This is a genomic window from Winogradskya consettensis (assembly GCF_018332715.1).
Classification (GTDB): Bacteria; Actinomycetota; Actinomycetes; order Mycobacteriales; family Micromonosporaceae; genus Actinoplanes; species Actinoplanes consettensis.
In genome coordinates this window covers 1-18,327 of record NZ_BOQP01000020.1, presented here as the reverse complement: position 1 = coordinate 18,327, position 18,327 = coordinate 1, and the positions used below count along the sequence as shown (strand labels likewise).

The following is an 18,327-nucleotide window of genomic DNA, read 5'->3' as shown; positions in this document are numbered from 1 at the left end:
GGCTGCCGGCCACACCCGGCTGCCGAGCGGAGTGGCGTTACGCGCGCACGCGAAGGCGGCCCGAGCCAGACACAGCCCGGACCACCCACCGAAGTCGCTCAGTCGCCGGCCGAAGACCCCGCCGAGCCCGACCCCGACGCAGAAGCCGGCGACGCAGAAGCAGAGCCCGCGGCAGAGGCAGCGGCAGGCGTCCGCGCCGACCAGGCAGCCCACAACCCGGCATACCACCCACCTGCAGCAACCAGCTCCTCATGCGGCCCGGATTCCACAATCGACCCGTGCTCCATCACGATCACCCGGTCGGCGGCAGCGGCCTGCGTAAGCCGATGCGCAACCACCAGCGCCGTACGCCCCTCGAGCGCAGCAGCAGCGGAGTCCTCGAGATCCCGCGCACCCGCACTACCGGCCTCAGCCGTAGCCTCGTCGAGCACCGCCACCGCCGGATCAAGCAGCACCAACCGAGCGAGGGCAAGCTGCTGAGCCTGCGCTGCGGTCAATTCGTGCTCACCGTCACCGACCAGGGTGTCCAGCCCTTCGGGCAGCGCCTGCGCCCAGGTCAGAGCCCCGACCCGGGACAGCGCGGCCAGCGCCTCCTCCGTGGTCGCACCCGGCCGGGCCAGACGCAGATCCTCGAGGAGCGGGCCGGCGAAGACGTGTGTCTCCTGGCTGACGATCGCCACGGTGCGAGGGGGCAGGTCCGGGACCGGGACGCCGTCGACGTACGCGGAGCCCTGTGAAGGTCGCAGGATGCCGGCGGCGATCGACGCGGCTGTCGTCTTCCCGGCGCCGGTGGAGCCGACGAGCGCGACCCGTTCGCCCGGCTCGACCCGCAGTGACACCTCGTGCAGCACCGGGGTGATGCCGTCGTAGCTGAAGCTGACCTTGTCGAGGGTGAGGGCCGAACCGGCGGGCCGGTCACCGGACGGGACCGCGGGCACGTCCATGCGTACGACTCCGACCAGGCGGCCGAGGCTCGCGCCCGCGGCCTGCACGTCGTCGAAGGTGAACATCAGCATGGCGACCGGGTTGAAGAGACGGTGGAACAGCAGTGCCGCCGCCGAGGTCTCGCCGACCGTCACGGTGCCGTTGCGGACCAGCCAGAAGCCGGTTACGAGGATCACTGCCAGGCCGAAGAACTCCGCGCGGTTGATCCGGGCGCCGAAGCGGGTGAAGAGGATGAAGACGTTGACCGAGATGTCGCGGGCCTTCGCGGAGGCCGTGGCGATGTCGGCCTGATGCCGGTCCTCGAGCCGGTACGCGTGCACCGTCCGCAACCCCTGCATGCTCTCCACCAGCAGCTGGGACCGTTCGGCGACGGCCGCGCGCTCCTGGGCGTACCGTGGTGCGGCTTTCGGCAGGTACCAGCGCAGGGCGAACACGTAGAACGGCACCGCGACGGCACCGGCCAGGCCGAGTCGCCAGTCGATGCCGGCCATCGCCACGAGGCTGAGAAGGCCGAGCAGCACTGCCGAGATCACCTGCGGCAGCACCTCGGAGACGGCCTTGCCGATGGCGGCGATGTCCGCTCCGACCCGGGAGAGCAGGTCTCCGCGCCCGGCCCGGTCCAGCACCAGCGCGGGCAGGCGCAGCGCGGTCGCGACGGTGCTTTCGCGCAGGTCGGCGAGCATCCGGGAGCCGAGCCGCCCGACCAGGTACGTCGACAGTCCCGTCGCGGCGCCCCCGATCAGCGCGGACACGACGATGACCAGGGAGATCGGGATGATGGCGGAGGCACCGGCACCGTCGCGGACCTGGTCGACGAGCCGGCCGAGCACGTACACGGGAATGATCGTCGCGACGGCCGCGACCACGCCCGCGGCCAGTGTGTAACCGACCTCGGCCTTGCGGGTCCGCAGTTCGGCCCGGAGCCACGCGCGGCTTTCTTCCGAAGATGCAATGGGGAGGGTCATCGCAGCACCATCCGGCGGTAGTCGGCGTCGACGGTTCCCAGCTCGGCGTGCGAACCCTCGGTCGTGACCACGCCCTCGCCGAGCACGACGACGCGGTCGGTGACGGCGAGCAGCGCCGGGCTGCTGGTGATCACGATCGTGGCGAAGCCGGAGTCCGGGCCGTGGCGCAGTGCGCGGATGCCCTGCGCGATGGCGTGTTCGGTGACCGCGTCGACGGCGGTGGTGGGGTCGTGCAGCACCAGCACCGGCGGGCGGGCGTGCAGTGCGCGGGCCAGGGCGAGTCGCTGGCGTTGCCCACCGGAGAGGCTGGCACCGCGTTCGGCGACGGGAGCGTCCAGCCCGTCGGCGGACAGCTCCAGCACATCGTCCGCGGAGGCAGCCGACAGCGCTGCCGTCAGGGGCTGGTCGTCGGACAGCGCCACGTTGGTCCCGATGGTGCCGGTGAAGAGGTCGGTGTTGTGCGGTTCCACGAGCAGCAGCCGGCGGGCGCGGGACCGTTCGATGTTCTCCAGCGGAACGCCGGCGAGCAGCACTGTGCCCTCGAACCCGATGGGGACGGCGAGCAGTTTCACGAGGGCTTCGGCGTCGGCGGGACGGTTGGCCACCACGCCGACGAGCTCGCCCGGGCGTACCCGCAGGTCCAGACCTTCGAGCGGACCGTGACGGACTCCGGTGAGCCTGAGTTCGCAGCGTTCCTCGCTGGGGTCGGCGACACCCTCGGGCAGGACCATCCCGGCGTCGGTGACCTGGGCGACCCGGTCGGCGGAGGCGCGGGCCTCGGCGACCCAGCTCGGGACGATGGCCAGCAGGCCGAACGGCTCCATCAGGAACTGCGCGGACCCGATCACGGTGATGAACTGGCCCACGGTGATCCGCCCGGTGAGCGCGAACCAGCCGGCCAGGACCGCGATGCCGCAGGCCAGCAATGTGCTCAGGGTGGTGGAGGCGGCCTGGTAGGCGCCCTGGGTGCGGGAGGCACGCAGGGTCGCCGCCAGTGATCGGCGGCTGACCGCGCGGTACCGGTCGGCGGCCGCGTCCTGCGCGCCGATGCCGCGCAACGGCCGCAACCCGGTGACCAGGTCGGTGGCGAGCGACGTCGCCCGGCCGGCCTGGGCCTGCTGGTCCGCGACCCGCTTCGTGATGAGTGGCGCGCTGATCTGCAGCAGCACCAGCACGATCGGCGTGGCGACCAGCACCGTCAGGCCCAGCGGCACGCTGATCCACAGCAGCGTGACGGCGCTGATGATCGTGGCGACGATCGAGCCGGCGATGCGTGGCACATAGTCGAGCAGGTACGACGTCTCGTCGGCGTCGGTGGTGGAGACGGTCAGCAGATCACCGGTGCGGAACCCGGTCTGCGCCCCGCGCGGGTGCAGGATCTTCGCGGCGACCTCGACCCGCAGCACATGGGCTTCCTCGGCGATCGCCTTCATCAGTTGCCGCGACCCGAACCGGTACGCGACGTTCAGCACGACGAAGAGCAGCGCCAGCACGCTCACCCAGAGGATCAGCGACATGCCGTCGCCGGGACCGACCGCACTGTCGACGGTGACACCGATCAGAATCGGGATCGAAGCCTCACAGGCCTGGTGTACGCCGATCAGCGCGGTCCCGGTCCAGAGGCGCTTGCCGTTGCGGGCGATGACCCGCCGCAGGATCCGCGAACCGGAACGACTCCCTGAACCGGAACTGCTCCCTGAACCGGAACTGCTCACTGGGGGGACATGCTGTCGCGCAGGCTCTTCGGCCGCAGGTCCGTCCAGGTGCGGTCCACATAGTCCAGGGCCTCCTGGCGCGAGGACGGGCCGAACACACTGCGCCAGCCGGACGGGACCTCCTTGAACGCCGGCCAGAGCGAGTGCTGCTCCTCGTCGTTCACGAGGACGTGGAACGTGCCGTTCTCGTCATCGAACGGGTTGCTGGACACAGAGGCTCCTTGCATCGACACCGATTTACCAGGTAAGGCTAACCTAAGCTGGAGCGCGGAATCACCATCGGGGTGTGCGTCTCGGGATCGTCGATGATCCGGCAGCCGAGCCCGAAGACCCGCTCGACGAGATCGGCGGTCATCACTTCACGCGGGTCACCCTGGGCGACGATCTCGCCCGACTTCATCACGACCAGGTGGTCCGCGTACCGGGCCGCCTGGTTCAGGTCGTGCAGCACCGCGACCATCGTGGTGTCCTGGTCCCGGTTCAGCCGCACGCAGAGCTCCAGCAGCTCGATCTGATGCGCGATGTCCAGGAACGTCGTCGGCTCGTCGAGCAGCACGATCGGCGTCTGCTGGGCCAGCACCATGGCGACCCACACCCGCTGGCGCTGGCCACCGGAGAGGGTGTCGACCAGCTCACCCGAGAGTTCGGTCACCCCGGTCGCGGCCATGGCGCCGACCACGGCGGCCTCGTCCGCGGCCGACCACTGCCGGATCAGCTTCTGGTGCGGGAACCGGCCACGGGCGACCAGCTCGGCCACCGAGATGCCGTCCGGCGCGATCGACGACTGCGGCAGCAACCCGAGCCGCCGCGCGACCTCCTTCGCCGGGCGACCGTGAATGTCCTTACCGTCCAGCAGCACTTCACCGGTAACAGGCTTGATGAGCCGCGACAGCGCCCGCAGCAACGTGGACTTGCCGCACGCGTTCGGGCCGATGATCGCGGTGAACCTGCCGGCCGGGATCTCCAGCGACAGATGCTCGCTGATCGTCTTCTTGTCGTATCCGATGGTGATGTCGCGGGCGGCGAGGCTCATGGCTGTGATCCCTTATCGACGAGCCTGGCGCACCAGCAGCCAGACGAAGTAGACGCCACCCACCGACACGGTCACCACACCTACCGGTAGCTGGGTCGGCGCGAAGGCACGCTGAGCGAGCCAGTCACTGAGCATGAGCAGAAAAGCGCCCATGGCCGCGGAGGGAACAAGAGCGATCCCGGGTGTACGGGTGAGCCGCTGAGCCAGCTGCGGCGCTGCGAGCGCTACGAACGAGATCGGTCCGGCCGTCGCCGTCGCCACCGCGATCAGGGCAACACCGACGATCAGATACACAAGCCGAACCCGTTCCACACGTACGCCCAGAGCGGCCGCCGCGTCCTCACCCATCTCCAGCAGAGCAAGCCGGGGACCGTACGCGAGAAGCACGCCGGCGAGCACCGCCAGAATGACCGCAGCCGGCGTGACCTGTGCCCAGCCGAGCCCATTGAGGCTGCCCTGCTCCCACAACGCGGCGGAGTACGCGGCCTGCACATTCATCCTGATGATGAACCACTGGTTCGCCGACGCGAGCATGGCACCGATCGCGATGCCCACGATGATCAGCCGGAAGCCCTGCACCCCACGCTTGAAAGCCAGCAGGTACACGACGACCGCTGTCGCCAGCCCCCCGGCCAGCGCACCGCCGGCCAGCAGGTAGTAACCGTTCCCGACGAAGACCGTCGCCACCAGCACACCCGTGTACGCGCCGGTGTTGAACCCGATGATGTCCGGGCTCCCCAGCGGGTTCCGCGTCAACGCCTGGAAGATCGCCCCGGACAGCCCCAGCGCGGCACCGATCATCAACGCCAGCAGCACCCGCGGCAGCCGCCACTCGACCACGACGAGCCGCGCGGCACGCGTACCGTCGCCTGCCAATGCTTCGATGACCTGGGCCGGGCTGAGGGTGAACTCACCCGTACCCAGCGCAAGCACACCCACCGCAAGAGCCAGCAGCATGAGCACCACAGTGACCAGCAACGGCTTGAGACTGAGCCGCGCGGAAACGCCCGGCCCCCGCAGAACCAGAACCCGTCGCCCGAAATCAACCCGCTCAGCCAGCCCCGAGCCAACCGGCCTCCGAGCCGAATCCGAGCTCACCGCCGAATCCGGGCTCACCGCCGGATCCGGGCTCACCGGCCGCTCGGTCTGGTCCGGGCTCACAGGCCACTCACCCGTGAGCGGCGGATCCACCAGATCAGGACGGGCGCGCCCACGAACGCGGTGACCACCCCGACGCGTAGTTCGCCGGGCCGCACCACGAGCCGGCCGACGATGTCGGAGACCAGCAGCAGCACCGGCCCGAGCACCATGGTGTAGACGAAGATCCACCGCTGGTCCGGGCCGACGATCCACCGCACGACGTGCGGCACCATCAGCCCGACAAAACCGATCGGCCCGACCGCGGCGGTCGCGGCCCCGGTCAGCAACATCACCGAGACGGTCGCCAGGATCCGGGTACGCCCGACGCTCGCACCCAGCGTGCGCGCCAGATCGTCACCGAGCGCCACCGCGTTCAACGACCGCGCTACGAAGAGTGCGAGCAGCACGCCCGCGAGCACGAACGGCGCGATCGTCAACGCCACATCGGCCGGCCGGCCCGCGAGCGATCCCACATCCCAGAACCGCAGGTAGTCGAAGGCCCGCGGCCGGATCAGCCGGATACCGCTGGAGATCCCGTCCATCACGGCACCAAGGGCGATACCGGCAAGAGTGAGACGTACGGGTGTAGCGCCGGCCCGCCCCGCCGAGCCCAGCAGATAGACCATGGTGAGCGCGAACGCGACACCGGCGAACCCGAACCACATGTACTGGTGCAGGTTGGTCAGCCCGAGCAGGCCGACGGCGACGACCACGAAGAGCGCGGCGCCGGCGTTGATGCCGAGCACCTGGGTGTCCGCGAGCGGGTTGCGGGTGACCGCCTGGATGACCGCGCCGGACAGCCCGAACGCAACCCCCGCGAGCAGCCCCAGGATCGTCCGCGGCACTCGCAGTTCCCGAACGATCGACTGGTCATCGGTGTCCGCGTAATGAAAGAACGCGTCCCAGACGGTATGCGGCGAGATGTTGCGCGTACCGAGCGCGATGCTGAGCAGACAGACCACACCGAGCAACACCAGGCAGAGCAGCAACCCGACGCCCCGCCGCGCCTGGGTCTTCGCCAGCCCGGCCGCCGGCTGCGGACGCGCAGGCGCCGCCGTACGCGTCAGGACCATGCGCCGAGCTTAGGCTAGCCTTCCCTATTCGTCAGCACCCGGGACGCCCACCAGGGATCGACCGGTCCGGGCTGCCGTCACCACCGGTCAAGACGAGCGGAGAGTACGGCCAGAGCTGCCATCCCCGCCGTCGACGTTCGCAGCACAGAGTCACCGAGCTTGACCGGATGCGCGCCGGCCGCCACGAACGAGCCCAGTTCCTGGTCGCTGATCCCGCCCTCGGGCCCGACGACCAGCACGATCTCCCCGGCCTCGGGCAGCTTCGCGACGGTCAGCCGGTCACTCGCCTCCTCGTGCAGCACGAACGCGGCGGCCGCTTTCTCCAGCCGGGCAGCGACCTTCTTCGTGGAGGTGTCCGGGTCCCCGGAGACAACCGGAAGCCATGGACGGCGCGCCTGTTTGGCGGCCTCGCGCGCGGTGGCGATCCACTTCTCCCGGGCCCGCACCCCGCGGTCGCCACGCCACTGCGCCACGGAACGCGACGCGGCCCACGGAACGATCTCGTCGACCCCGATCTCGGTCATGGCCTGCACGGCGAGCTCACCCCGGTCACCCTTGGCGATCCCCTGCACGACAACCAGCCGCGGATCCCCGGCGGCGACAAACGACCGCTCGCTGACCAGCATGTCGACGCTGCCCCGCCCCACGCCCGCAACCTCGGCCCGGGCGAGCCCCCCACGACCGTCGGAGAGCAGCACGGCCTCCCCGGCCTTCAACCGCTGCACATCAGCAGCGTGATGCCCTTCCTTACCCGCCAGCGTGTACCGGGAGGAAGTGGGCAGATCGTCGACAAGAAACAGCGGCGCGGACACGCCCCGAACGCTACCCGGTCACCCCACTCCCAAGGTCAGCGAGCGCCCCAGGCCAGGTCGTAATCGCCCGGAGCACCCCGCAACAACTCAGCGAATGGCACCTTCTCTGCTACCTCGTAAGCCCTATCCGGCCCGAGCACGTGCATAGAGACAGTCTGCGCCTCATCCCGATCGATGATCCAGTACCGAGGCACGCCCGTCGCGGCATACTCCTGCAGCTTGGTAGCCCCGTCCATCGTCGTGGACCCGGGTGAAACGATCTCCACGGCTAGAAGCAGGCCATCGATGGTGAACCAGATGCCGTCCGGTAACGGTCGAGCCCATAACGTGAGGTCCGGAATGCGACCTCCCTCCCCATCCGGTCCTGAGACACGGATCCCGACACCTTGGTACACCTGCTTACCTGGCCACCCGGCAAACCCGAACCACAAAGTCAACTGCGTAGCAATGGCAGCGTGCAGCGAACCCGCCGGCGGCATAACTGACAGCACTCCCTCAGGGCTCAACTCGTAACGGTGGCCATACCGGTCCGCGGTATTCATCACCGTCAGGTCGTCGAGCGTGACGGTGGCAGGAAAGTAGTTGCCGACTGCCTCAGCGCCCATGACGTAAATACTAGTGTCGTCATCGCCGAGACCTGCCGCATCGTTCGTAACGTCCGGCGGAACATCTGGTCGCTCGAGCTGAGCCAAGCTAGAACCATGACCTCTAGACATGAAGCTAGTATGCACTGGACAAGTATGCATTTCAAGTCAATCGATGGATGAGGCCTCCGGGGACTCGTCGGTCAAGCGGATGGCCAGTTCGGTGTGCCAACGGGTTTTCCTGGGTTCGGTGCGGGGGTCGGTGAGGTAGGCCTCGTAGCGGCAGGCGAAACGTTCGCCGGCGGGGCTGACCGTGCGGTCCAGGGTGAGGCCCTGGTCGTGGGCCCAGTCGCGCAACATGCCGTCCTCGACGTCCATCGGGCCGTCCATGTCCACGACATGGAGCCGGAAGAACGTGTGACCGTACGCAACGGCGCGCTCGGCCGCCCAGGAGTAGAGCTCCGTCATGAGCTGATCCCGCACGGCGAACATCCCCCGGAACGGCGTGACCACCCGAATCCCGACGCAATGCCGGAGAGGCGCGGCGACAACCCGCGGGCCATCGATGATTTCCACCGGCACCTCCGTGCGCACTCCGCGATGCTCCCCGGGAATGGCGACGGTACGCGACACCGATCACGACCGAAAGATCCGCGCACGATGCGGAGCGAGGCGAGACCACTCACGCAGAATGAAGGCGGCGAGCGGCCGTTCCGGCGCCGCCAGGCGCCTGGCCGATCGACGCCGGCCTCGGTGGGAACTGCGGTCAGCACCATGCAATCAGGCACGACAGCAAGATCTTGACCTTGATCTGCTGCCGTGCCTGAAAGGACTTGCCGCGTCTGAAGCTCCAAGCGGAGCCGGGAAAATCAGTGTCCGTTGAAGGCGTCCCGCATGCGGGAGAAGAAGCCGCCCTGCTTGCTGAGCTCGGCGATGTCCTCGCCGCGGGTCTTGGCGAAGTCGCGGAGCATGCGTTCCTGATCGGGGGTGAGCTTGGTGGGCGTTTTGACGTCGAGGTGGACGAAGAGCTCACCTCGGCCCTGGCCGCGCAGGTGGGGGACGCCCTTGCCGCGGACGCGCAACGTGGAGGCGGGCTGGGTGCCGGCCTTGACCTCGATGTTCTCTTCCGAGTCGAGGGTTTTGATCGTGAGTCTGGTGCCGAGGGCCGCGGCGGTCATCGGGAGGGTGACCCGGCAGTGCAGGTCGTCGCCCTTGCGGGAGTAGACGTCGTGGGGGCGTTCGTGGATCTCGACGTAGAGGTCACCTGCGGTGCCGCCGCCGGGGCCGACCTCGCCCTGCTGGGCCAGGCGGATGCGCATGCCGTCCTCGACGCCCGCGGGGATCTTGACCGTGAGCGAGCGGCGGGTGCGGATGCGGCCGTCGCCTGCGCAGGTGGGGCAGGGGTGCGGGATGACCGTGCCGTGACCCTGACAGGTCTGGCAGGGGCGGGACGAGACGACCTGGCCCAGGAAGGTGCGCTGCACCGACTGGACCTCGCCGCGACCCGCGCACGTCTCGCACGTGGCGAGGTGGGTGCCGGGGGCCGTGCCCGCACCGGAGCACTGGGTGCAGAGCACCGCCGTGTCGACCGTGATGGGGGCTTCGACGCCGAACGCCGTCTCGACCAGGTCGAGCTCCAGGCGCAGGATCGCGTCGGCGCCGGGCCGGGTGCGGGGGCGCGGGCCTCGGGAGCCACCACCGGCGGCCGTGCCGAAGAACGCGTCCATGATGTCCTGGAAGCCGACGAACGGGCCGGCGCCGCCGGGACCGCCCGGACCACCGGGGCCCCCACCGCCACCGGGCGCGAGGGGGTCACCACCGAGGTCGACCATCTGGCGCTTCTGGTCGTCGGAGAGGACCTCGTAGGCGGCGTTGATGTCCTTGAACTTCTCGTGCGCCTCGGGGTCCGGATTCACATCCGGGTGGTATTGACGGGCCAGCTTGCGATAGGCGCGCTTGATCTCGTCGTCGGTGGCTTCCCGGCTGACGCCGAGAATTCCGTAGTAGTCCTTGGCCACTGGGTTTCGAGTCCTCATGTCTGCCCCGCGCTACGCGCTGGAGAGCGTCGTCGCTTGTGCGTCAGTTCTGTGCCAGCAAATCGCCAACGTAGCGTGCCACTGCACGCACCGTAGCGATGGTGCCGGGGTAATCCATCCGGGTCGGCCCCAGCACGCCGAGGCCACCAACGATTGTCGTACCCGGTCCGTAACCCGAGCTGACGACCGAGGCCGCCCGCAAGTTGTCGATCTCGTTCTCGTCGCCGATGCGGACGCGCGTGGTGCTCGGCTCCACCTCGCCGATCAGTTTGAGGAGGATGACCTCCTCTTCCAGCGCTTCCAGCACCGGCCGCAGGGAGCCCTGGAAGTCCAGGACACCGCCGCGGGTCAGGTTTGCCGTTCCGGCCAGGGCGAGACGTTCGTCACTACGCTCGACCAGGGTCTCGAGCAGCACGGATGCCAGGCAGGCCATTGTGTTGCGTTTCTCCTGCGGACATTCGTCGACCAGCGCCTGCACGAGCGGCGGCGTGTCGGCCATCTTCTGCCCGCTGAGCTTGGTGTTGACCTGACGGCGCATGTCGAGCACGTCGTCGTTGCTGGTCGGCCCGGGCAACTCCACGAGACGCTGCTCGACCCGGCCGGTGTCCGCGATCATCACGAGCATCATCCGGGTGCTGGAGATCGGGACCAGCTCCAGGTGACGCACCGCAGAGCGCGACAGGCTGGGATATTGCACGACGGCGACCTGGCGGGTCAGCTGGGCGAGCAGCCGCACTGTGCGATGCACCACATCGTCCAGGTCGACGGCGCCGGCCAGGAAGCGCTCGATCGCGCGCCGCTCGGCCGGGCTCAGGGCCTTGACCCGGGAGAGCCGGTCGACGAAGAGCCGGTAGCCGGCGTCGGTGGGCACCCGGCCGGCGCTGGTGTGCGGCTGCCGGATGTAGCCCTCTTCCTCCAGCACGGCCATGTCGTTACGCACGGTGGCCGGGGAAACTCCCAGCTGGTGGCGCTCGACGAGGGACTTGCTGCCCACGGGCTCCTGCGTCGCGACGTAATCCTCGACGATGGCGCGCAGAACCTCGAGCTTGCGGTCATCAAGACTCATGACCCCTCCCCCTCTATCGGTCCTGGCACTCGACTTCCCGGAGTGCCAGTCTACGTCGCCGTCGCGATGCGCGCGATGATCGACCGGTAGGTCGACCTCTGCTTAGCCGAGTGTCTATTCTCCGACCCCACCTGGGTGTTGCCCTCGCCACGGTCGACCCGCGGTCCTACCGTGTTGCCCATGACTGAGCCGCCGCGCCCGCCCGGTGAGGGGAATCCTTCGGATCCCACCGAGCCGTACAACTATCCCCCGCCCTCCCATGGCACGCCGCCTCCCCCGCCGCCGCCGGCCTACGGATCCCCCGCACCCGGCTCCGACGCGGGCTACGGGTCAACTCCGCCCGGCTCCGGCGCGCCCTACGGGCAGCAGCAGCCTTACGGCCAGCAGCCCTATGGCCAGCAGCCCTACGGTGGCGGCTACCCGTCGAGCAGCGCCAACGATGACAAGACCTGGATCCTCGTCGCCCACTTCGGCGGCGCGGCGGGAGCGTTCCTCGGCGCGGGCTGCGCCGGCTGGATCGCACCGCTGGTCGCACTGCTCGTCCAGGGCCCGAAGTCGCCCGTGGCCCGGGCCGAGGCGATCAAGGCGCTGAACTTCCAGATCCTCTGGTCGATCATCGCGCTGATCGGCTGGATCACGACCTGCGCCATCATCGGCTTCATCATCGCCCCGGTCGCGACGCTGATCGCGGCGATCATCGGGGTCATCGCGGGCGTCAAGGCCAGCAACAACGAGCCGTACAACTACCCGCTGACGGTCTCGATCATCAAATAGTGCGGATTCGCGATCTGCTGCCCGCGCGTGTCACGCCATCACGGTCGCGTCACTGCGCGTCACGATGCGTCACGGCAGCAGGTCGCGGACCACTGCGTCGGCCAGCAGGCGGCCCTGCAGGGTGAGCACGGCGCGCCCCGGGACGGAAGGCTCCAGCAGGCCGTTGGCCAGCGCTTTCTCGACTCCGACCGGGTCCAGCCCGGCGAGCGGCAGGCCGTCCTTCAGCCGCAGTCCCAGCATCACTTCCTCGACGCGGCGGTCATCGGGGGTCAAGATCTCACGGGCCAGGCCGGGTGAGACACCTTCCGCCAACCGCTGCGCGTACGCCGAGGGATGCTTGACGTTCCACCACCGCACCCCGCCGACATGGCTGTGCGCTCCCGGCCCGAACCCCCACCAGTCGCCACCGGTCCAGTACAGCCGGTTGTGCCTGCACTGCGCCTCGGGTGACGTGGCCCAGTTCGACACCTCGTACCAGTCGAAGCCCGCACCCTTCAGCGCCCGGTCAGCGGCCAGATAGCGATCGGCGGCCACGTCGTCGCTCGGGTATTCCAGCTCGCCCCGCCGCATCCGGGCAGCGATCCTGGTGCCGTCCTCGACGATCAGCGAGTAAGCGCTCACATGGTCGACGCCCGCCCCGATCACCGCGTCGAGCGAGGCGGCGAAGTCGTCGGCGGTCTCGCCGGGTGTCCCGTAGATCAGGTCGAGGTTGACGTGCTCGAACCCGGCTTCGCGTGCTTCCGTGGCGGCCTGGATCGCACGGCCCGGGGTGTGGTTACGTTCGAGGATCCTCAGCACGCCGGCTGATGCGGACTGCATCCCGAGCGAGACGCGGTTGAAGCCGACATTTCGCAGTTCTTCAAAGTAAGCCGGGCTGACCGTCTCCGGGTTGGCCTCCGTGGTGATCTCCGCGCCGGTAGCGATTCCCCAGGTCGCGTCGATGCCTTCGAGGATCCGCCCGAGATCCTCCGGCGACAGCAGCGTAGGCGTGCCGCCACCGACAAAGACGGTCTGGACCGGTTGTCGATTCACGATTTTTCCGGCGAATCGGATTTCGGCCAGGACCGTGGACGGGTACTCAGCCTGGCTCGCGCCCCCACCCAGCTCCCGAGCCGTATACGTGTTGAAGTCGCAATACCCGCACCGGCTCGCACAGAAAGGCACATGCACATAGACGCCGAACTGGTCGGACACCCGCACGGAGTCAGGCAACGACCCGTCACTCGGGACAGGCTCCCCATCGGGCAAAGCTCCAGGCATCCGTCAAGTGTGCACGCCCCCGGTTAGGGTTCCTCGCATGGCTCTGGTCCGTTCCGTCACCGACGCCGGGGTGACCACCCTGACGCTGGACAGCCCCGCGAACCGCAACGCCCTCTCCTCCGTGCTCATGCGTGACCTGCTCAGCGGTCTCGGTGCGGCACTGACCGACACTTCCGTGCGGGCGGTGGTGATCTCGCACACCGGCCCGGTCTTCTGCTCCGGCGCCGACCTCAAGGAGACCGCCGAGACCCGCGACGACGCCAAGGTGCCCGCCGAGATCATGGCTGACGTGCTGGCCGCCATCTGGGAGTTCCCGAAACCGGTGGTCGCCCGGGTCGCCGGCCCGGCCCGCGCGGGTGGTCTCGGCCTGATCGCGGCCGCCGACCTCGCGGTGTGCACACGCGACGCCACATTCGCGTTCTCGGAGGTACGGCTCGGCGTGATCCCGGCAGTGATCAGTGCCACCGTGCTGCCCCGCCTCGCCCCGCGCGCCGCCGCCGAGCTCTACCTGACCGGTGACGTCTTCGACGGCGTACGAGCAGCCGACATCGGCCTCGTGACCGCCGCCGTCTCGTTGGAGGAGTTGGACGGGCGGGTTGCCGCGTTCTGCGACTCTCTGGTGAAGGGCGGCCCGATCGCCCTGGCGGGGACGAAACAGCTGCTCCGCCGGCCGCCCGCGGAGTCGATCCGCGCCGACATGGCCGAGCTGGCGGCCCGCTCCGGCTCGTACTTCAAGTCCGCGGAAGGCAGGGAGGGCGTCGCCGCCTTCCGGGAAAAACGACCGGCGAGCTGGGTGCCCGTGACGTGAAAGTCTAATCTTGATCAAACAGAGGAGCGTGGGTGAAGAACAAGCCGTTCGCGATCGTCGCCGTTCTCGCGCTGGTCGTCGCACTCGGTTTCTTCGTCTCGCAGTCCTTCAAGGGCACCATCAAGCTGCCGCTGCTCGGCCCGGAATGCACCGTCAAGGCCGACGGCGAGGTCACCCTCGACTCCGTGCAGATGGCGAACGCCGCCACGATCTCCGCGGTCGGTATGCGGCGCAAGATGTCCGAGCGGGCCATCGTGGTCGCGCTGGCCACCGCGCTGCAGGAGTCGAAGCTGGAGAACCTCGACACCGGCGACCGTGACTCGGTCGGGCTGTTCCAGCAGCGGCCCAGCCAGGGCTGGGGCACTCCGGAGCAGATCCAGGACCCACGCTACGCCGCCGACAAGTTCTACACCGCCCTCAAGAAGGTCAAGGGCTGGAAGAAGATGCGGGTCACCGATGCCGCGCAGAAGGTGCAACGCTCCGCTTACCCGAACGCGTACGAGAAATGGGCCGACGAGTCCGAAGTCCTGACCAAAGCGCTCACCGGACGAGCCACGGGTGCCGTCGAGTGCACGGTAAGTGGCGAACCGGCGTTGCGCGGGGCGGCCGCGGCGGCTGCTCTCACCGAGGGTCTGCGGCTGGACTGGGGCCTCGACGCGTCGCAGGACGAGGGCCTGAAAGTCGCGGTCAAGGATGCGAATACCGGCTGGCGCTACGCACACTGGCTGGTCTCACATGCCCAGACCACGGGGCTGGAGCGGGTGCGTTTCGCCGATCGCGAGTGGAACGCCCCGGACGGCAAGTGGCAACCGGTAACAGGTGACCGCCGCGTCGGCAATGACACGGTCGTGGCGGAAGTATTTCGCTGACAGAAAACACGCCCCCGATCCATAGCGCTACGTATACATCGACATGGACAGACAGCGACCGCACTGGTACTAGTTATTCGTGCTCCACGCCTTGGAATGGATCCTCTTCGGAGCCGCGAGCGTAGGCGCCATCGTTCTCGGAACAAGCCGGCACCGACCGGCCCGGGTCGGCCCCTGGTTGCTGCTCGCCGCGTCGGTCACGTGCATGACCGTCGGCGACGTCTTCTTCGCGTTCGACCTGCCGGACGCTGCCACCGCGTGGTACCTGACGATGTACGTCTTCGTCTCGCTCGCCCTCATACAACTGACCCGTGGCGGCGCGCTACTGCTGAACCGCGCACGCCTCATCGATCTGCTGGCGTTCTCCTGCTCCACGCTGCTGGTGGTCTGGGTCGTCGCGGTCGGCGACGACAACCCGTTCGGCGACTTCCCCGCCGCGGACATGCTCGGCTGCATGCTCCTGCTCGGCGTGGCGATCCGCCTGGCAGTGGCGTCCTGGTTCAACTGGTCGTCGATCCTGCTGCTGACGGGCGCGGTCGGAGTGCTCGGCGGCGACATCGCGTACGGTCTGGTCCCCGGCCACTGGGCCGAGATCGGCTACATGATCCTCTACCTGTCCTGGGGCGCGGCTGCCCTGCACCCGTCGATGGTCGAGCTGAGCTCCCCGATGCCGGCCCGTGCGACGCCGTGGAAGAGCAGCTGGGCAGCCCTGCTCGGCATCTCGGTGGCCACCCCGCCGATCCTCCTGCTGATCGAAGCGGTCACCGGCCCGGTCACCGACGGTGTCGTGATCGGCGTCGGCGGCGCGATCACCCTGGTGCTGACCATCACCCGCCTCTCCGACTCGGTCCAGCTCAGCAGCCAGTCCCTCACCCGCGAACGGGCCCTGCGCGAGGCGAGCGCGGCCCTGGTCGCCGCGGCGGACGAAGCCGCGGTCGACGACGCGGTCCGCGCGGCCGTCACCCAGCTCCTCCCCCAGAGCCCGGTCGAGCTGGTCTTCGCCGCCGACGACCGCAAACTCCCGCTCCCCGCGACACCCACCACACCGGCCGGTTCCCGCAGCTGGTGGCTCAACCCCACCCGCCCCCGCGACCCCGGCACGGACGACGCCACCCTGGTCTGCCCACTCTGGCTCGAACCACTGGCAGTAGCCCGCCCCAACGGCGGCGCCCTGGTCCTGACCGGCCGCCGCGACGTCCTGACAGCAGGCCGCGACGCCCTGGAGGTCCTGGCCGGCCAGGCCGCCCTCGCCCTGGACCGCATCTCCCTCGTCGACGCCGTAGGCCGCCGCGACAGCGACCTCTACCTGCGCGCCGTCATCCGCAACACCGCCGACATCATGCTGGTCATCGACGACGACCAGGTCATCAGGTACGCAAGCCCCGCCCTGCGCAAACTCATCGGCGAAGAGGACCTCCCACCCTTCACCACCCTCGCCGACCTCGTCCACCCCGACGACAGCAGCCAGGTCCGCCACAAACTCCGCGAAAACGGCGACGGCGTCGTCTACTGCGCCCTCCAACGAGCCGACCAAACCCAGGTCCTCGTCGAGGCCACCTACCGAGACCTCCGAGAAGACCGCCTGGTCCGAGGCTTCGTAGTCACGATGAAAGACGTCACCCACGCCCACGACCCCGTCGAACGCCTCCCCCACCTCGACCACGTCGACGAACTCCCCGCCTGGGTCAACCGCCGCAGCGCCCAGCACAAATTCCGCTACTAACCCCCAAGACCACCCTCCAAGTACGCCCAACCTCCCGCCCCGAGTCCACCACCCGACCTGGCTGCCCACCCCAGGCCCTGAACGGGACCACCGGGCTTACCTGCCGGGTCGATCTCACCCAGCCCCTCCCCCTCAGCACCCCACTCCCGGATGCCATCCCGACCACCCACTCAGGGACTCCGCTCACGGCCACCCACTCAAGGCCGCCACTCACGGCCGCCACTCACGGCCACCCACTCACGGCCACCCACTCAAGGCCACCCACTCAAGGCCGTCCACTCAGGGACGCCACTCAGGGCCGTCAACTCAAGGCCGAGAGCCCCAGGCCGCCCACCTCAGGCCGCCCAGTCCAGGCCGAGAACTCCAGGGCGCCCACTCCCCAGACCGAGAGCTCCAGACCGAGAACTCCAGACCGCGGGCTCCCCACGTGCCTCCCAGCTACCCGTCTCCCGCCATGCGCTTCCCACCGCCTGTTCCCATCGCGCGCTCCCGCTGTGAGTTCCGGCCGCGCGTGTCCGGCTACCCATTTCCAGCCGCGCGCTCCCACTGCCTGTTTCCACCGGGCGTTCCCGCTGTGAGTTCCTGCCGCGCGTCCCGTCCGCGCTTGTCCGGCTACGCGTTTCCAGCCGCATGCTTCCCGCTGCCTGGTTCCACCGCGCGTTCCGGCTATGCGTTCTCGCCGTGCGCTGAGGCCGAGCGTTCCTACTGCGCGTTCCCCCTGCGCGTTCCAACGGTGCGTTCCCGGCCGTGCGTTCCCGCCACAAACACGAAAACGCCGGCCCCCCAATTAAGGGGTCCGGCGTATTTCGTTGAGTACTTGTTTCTATACGGTTCCTGTCAGGCCCCCGAAGGGACCTGAAATCACCGGCGGCTGTAGCCCCGACGGCTGCCGATACCGGCAACCAGCGCCACACCGATCGCAGCCAGAACGATCTGGAACAGCAGCTCGGTCCAGTCGAAACCATTGGTGTCAGCAACACCGAACGCGCGGGCAAGAACGGTGCCCAGCAGCGCAGCGACAACACCGATAACCATCGTCAGCCAGATCGGAATGTTCTGCTTGCCCGGTACGACAAGGCGGCCCAGCGCGCCGATAATGAGACCAACGATGAGTGCGGTGATGATGCCGGTAACAGTCATGGGGGAGATCCTCTCGGGGTGGAACATTCGTTGCGTCCGTCGAAAAACAGAGTTCCCGCCCCCCCAAAAAACCAAACCGCCTAATTGCCAGCAACCTCTCAGCCCACCCACCCCACAGCCCCCCACCCCCAGAATCTGCCCAGCTCAGCCCCCCTCCCACCCAAAATCCCACCCCCCAAAAATTTCCCCACCCCTCCACCCCAACCCCCACCCAAGCCACCCCTCCCGACCCACCGCACCCGGACCGCCCAACCCCAGATCACCCAAACACCCCGCCCAGCCCACCCAACCCAGACCGCACCCACCCAGCCCAGACCGCACCTCACTCAGAGCGCACCCCACCCAGAGCGCACCCCACCCAGAGCGCACCCCACCCAGAGCGCA

Annotated in this window: 17 protein-coding genes; 4 read left to right on the top strand and 13 right to left on the bottom strand. The window is 68.7% G+C overall.

Going from position 1 to position 18,327, the window contains the following annotated elements:
* Positions 1-98: 98 nt before the first annotated feature.
* From Aco04nite_RS19775 to hrcA, 11 genes are all read right to left on the bottom strand, one after another.
* The gene (locus Aco04nite_RS19775; RefSeq protein ID WP_212998722.1) at positions 99-1,910 is read right to left on the bottom strand and encodes an ABC transporter ATP-binding protein; all 1,812 of its coding nucleotides are present in this window, start codon (positions 1,908-1,910) and stop codon (positions 99-101) included.
* Positions 1,907-3,625, bottom strand: coding sequence for an ABC transporter ATP-binding protein (locus Aco04nite_RS19770; protein WP_244876129.1), 1,719 nt, complete (start codon positions 3,623-3,625; stop codon positions 1,907-1,909). The genes Aco04nite_RS19775 and Aco04nite_RS19770 overlap by 4 nt, the downstream gene beginning before the upstream one ends.
* Positions 3,622-3,837 carry an MbtH family protein gene (locus Aco04nite_RS19765; protein ID WP_203841397.1) on the bottom strand — a complete coding sequence of 72 codons (216 nt, stop codon included), beginning with the start codon at positions 3,835-3,837 and terminating at the stop codon, positions 3,622-3,624. Before Aco04nite_RS19765 ends, Aco04nite_RS19770 begins: the two co-directional genes overlap by 4 nt.
* A 38-nt stretch (positions 3,838-3,875) precedes the next feature.
* Positions 3,876-4,658, bottom strand: a complete 783-nt coding sequence (locus Aco04nite_RS19760) for an ABC transporter ATP-binding protein (protein ID WP_203841398.1) — start codon at positions 4,656-4,658, stop codon at positions 3,876-3,878.
* Between the two features lie 12 nt (positions 4,659-4,670).
* Positions 4,671-5,615: a FecCD family ABC transporter permease gene (locus Aco04nite_RS19755; RefSeq protein ID WP_244876128.1), complete on the bottom strand. Its 945-nt coding sequence runs from the start codon at positions 5,613-5,615 to the stop codon at positions 4,671-4,673.
* 200 nt (positions 5,616-5,815) lie between these two features.
* Complete coding sequence (locus Aco04nite_RS19750) at positions 5,816-6,871, bottom strand: FecCD family ABC transporter permease (protein ID WP_212998721.1); 1,056 nt, start codon at positions 6,869-6,871, stop codon at positions 5,816-5,818.
* Positions 6,872-6,948: 77 nt separating this feature from the next.
* Entirely contained in the window at positions 6,949-7,683 is a 735-nt protein-coding gene (locus Aco04nite_RS19745; protein ID WP_212998720.1) for a 16S rRNA (uracil(1498)-N(3))-methyltransferase, read from the bottom strand.
* A 35-nt stretch (positions 7,684-7,718) separates the two neighbouring features.
* A complete protein-coding gene (locus Aco04nite_RS19740; protein WP_244876127.1) occupies positions 7,719-8,375 on the bottom strand; it encodes a Uma2 family endonuclease in 657 nt (218 codons plus the stop codon).
* Between the two features lie 60 nt (positions 8,376-8,435).
* Positions 8,436-8,843 (bottom strand): hypothetical protein, encoded by a 408-nt coding sequence (locus Aco04nite_RS19735; RefSeq protein ID WP_212998719.1) that lies wholly within the window; start codon positions 8,841-8,843, stop codon positions 8,436-8,438.
* Between the two features lie 293 nt (positions 8,844-9,136).
* On the bottom strand, positions 9,137-10,285 hold the full coding sequence (gene dnaJ / locus Aco04nite_RS19730; RefSeq protein WP_212998777.1) for a molecular chaperone DnaJ: 1,149 nt from the start codon (positions 10,283-10,285) through the stop codon (positions 9,137-9,139).
* A gap of 61 nt (positions 10,286-10,346) precedes the next feature.
* A complete protein-coding gene (gene hrcA / locus Aco04nite_RS19725) occupies positions 10,347-11,369 on the bottom strand; it encodes a heat-inducible transcriptional repressor HrcA (protein WP_203841403.1) in 1,023 nt (340 codons plus the stop codon).
* 180 nt (positions 11,370-11,549) lie between these two features.
* Here hrcA and Aco04nite_RS19720 point away from each other — a divergent pair, with 180 nt between their 5' ends.
* Positions 11,550-12,143 carry a DUF4870 domain-containing protein gene (locus Aco04nite_RS19720; RefSeq protein WP_212998718.1) on the top strand — a complete coding sequence of 198 codons (594 nt, stop codon included), beginning with the start codon at positions 11,550-11,552 and terminating at the stop codon, positions 12,141-12,143.
* A gap of 69 nt (positions 12,144-12,212) precedes the next feature.
* Here the strand turns inward: Aco04nite_RS19720 and hemW are convergent, their stop codons facing one another.
* A complete protein-coding gene (gene hemW, locus Aco04nite_RS19715) occupies positions 12,213-13,403 on the bottom strand; it encodes a radical SAM family heme chaperone HemW (RefSeq protein WP_212998717.1) in 1,191 nt (396 codons plus the stop codon).
* Between the two features lie 37 nt (positions 13,404-13,440).
* Here hemW and Aco04nite_RS19710 point away from each other — a divergent pair, with 37 nt between their 5' ends.
* The 3 genes from Aco04nite_RS19710 to Aco04nite_RS19700 all read left to right on the top strand — a co-directional run bounded on the left by Aco04nite_RS19710 (position 13,441) and on the right by Aco04nite_RS19700 (position 16,803).
* Positions 13,441-14,211 carry an enoyl-CoA hydratase-related protein gene (locus Aco04nite_RS19710; protein ID WP_212998716.1) on the top strand — a complete coding sequence of 257 codons (771 nt, stop codon included), beginning with the start codon at positions 13,441-13,443 and terminating at the stop codon, positions 14,209-14,211.
* 32 nt (positions 14,212-14,243) lie between these two features.
* On the top strand, positions 14,244-15,080 hold the full coding sequence (locus tag Aco04nite_RS19705) for a hypothetical protein (protein ID WP_212998715.1): 837 nt from the start codon (positions 14,244-14,246) through the stop codon (positions 15,078-15,080).
* A gap of 79 nt (positions 15,081-15,159) precedes the next feature.
* Positions 15,160-16,803, top strand: coding sequence for a PAS domain S-box protein (locus Aco04nite_RS19700; RefSeq protein ID WP_212998714.1), 1,644 nt, complete (start codon positions 15,160-15,162; stop codon positions 16,801-16,803).
* A gap of 861 nt (positions 16,804-17,664) precedes the next feature.
* Here the strand turns inward: Aco04nite_RS19700 and Aco04nite_RS19695 are convergent.
* Positions 17,665-17,943 (bottom strand): GlsB/YeaQ/YmgE family stress response membrane protein, encoded by a 279-nt coding sequence (locus Aco04nite_RS19695; RefSeq protein WP_212998713.1) that lies wholly within the window; start codon positions 17,941-17,943, stop codon positions 17,665-17,667.
* Positions 17,944-18,327: the final 384 nt, after the last annotated feature.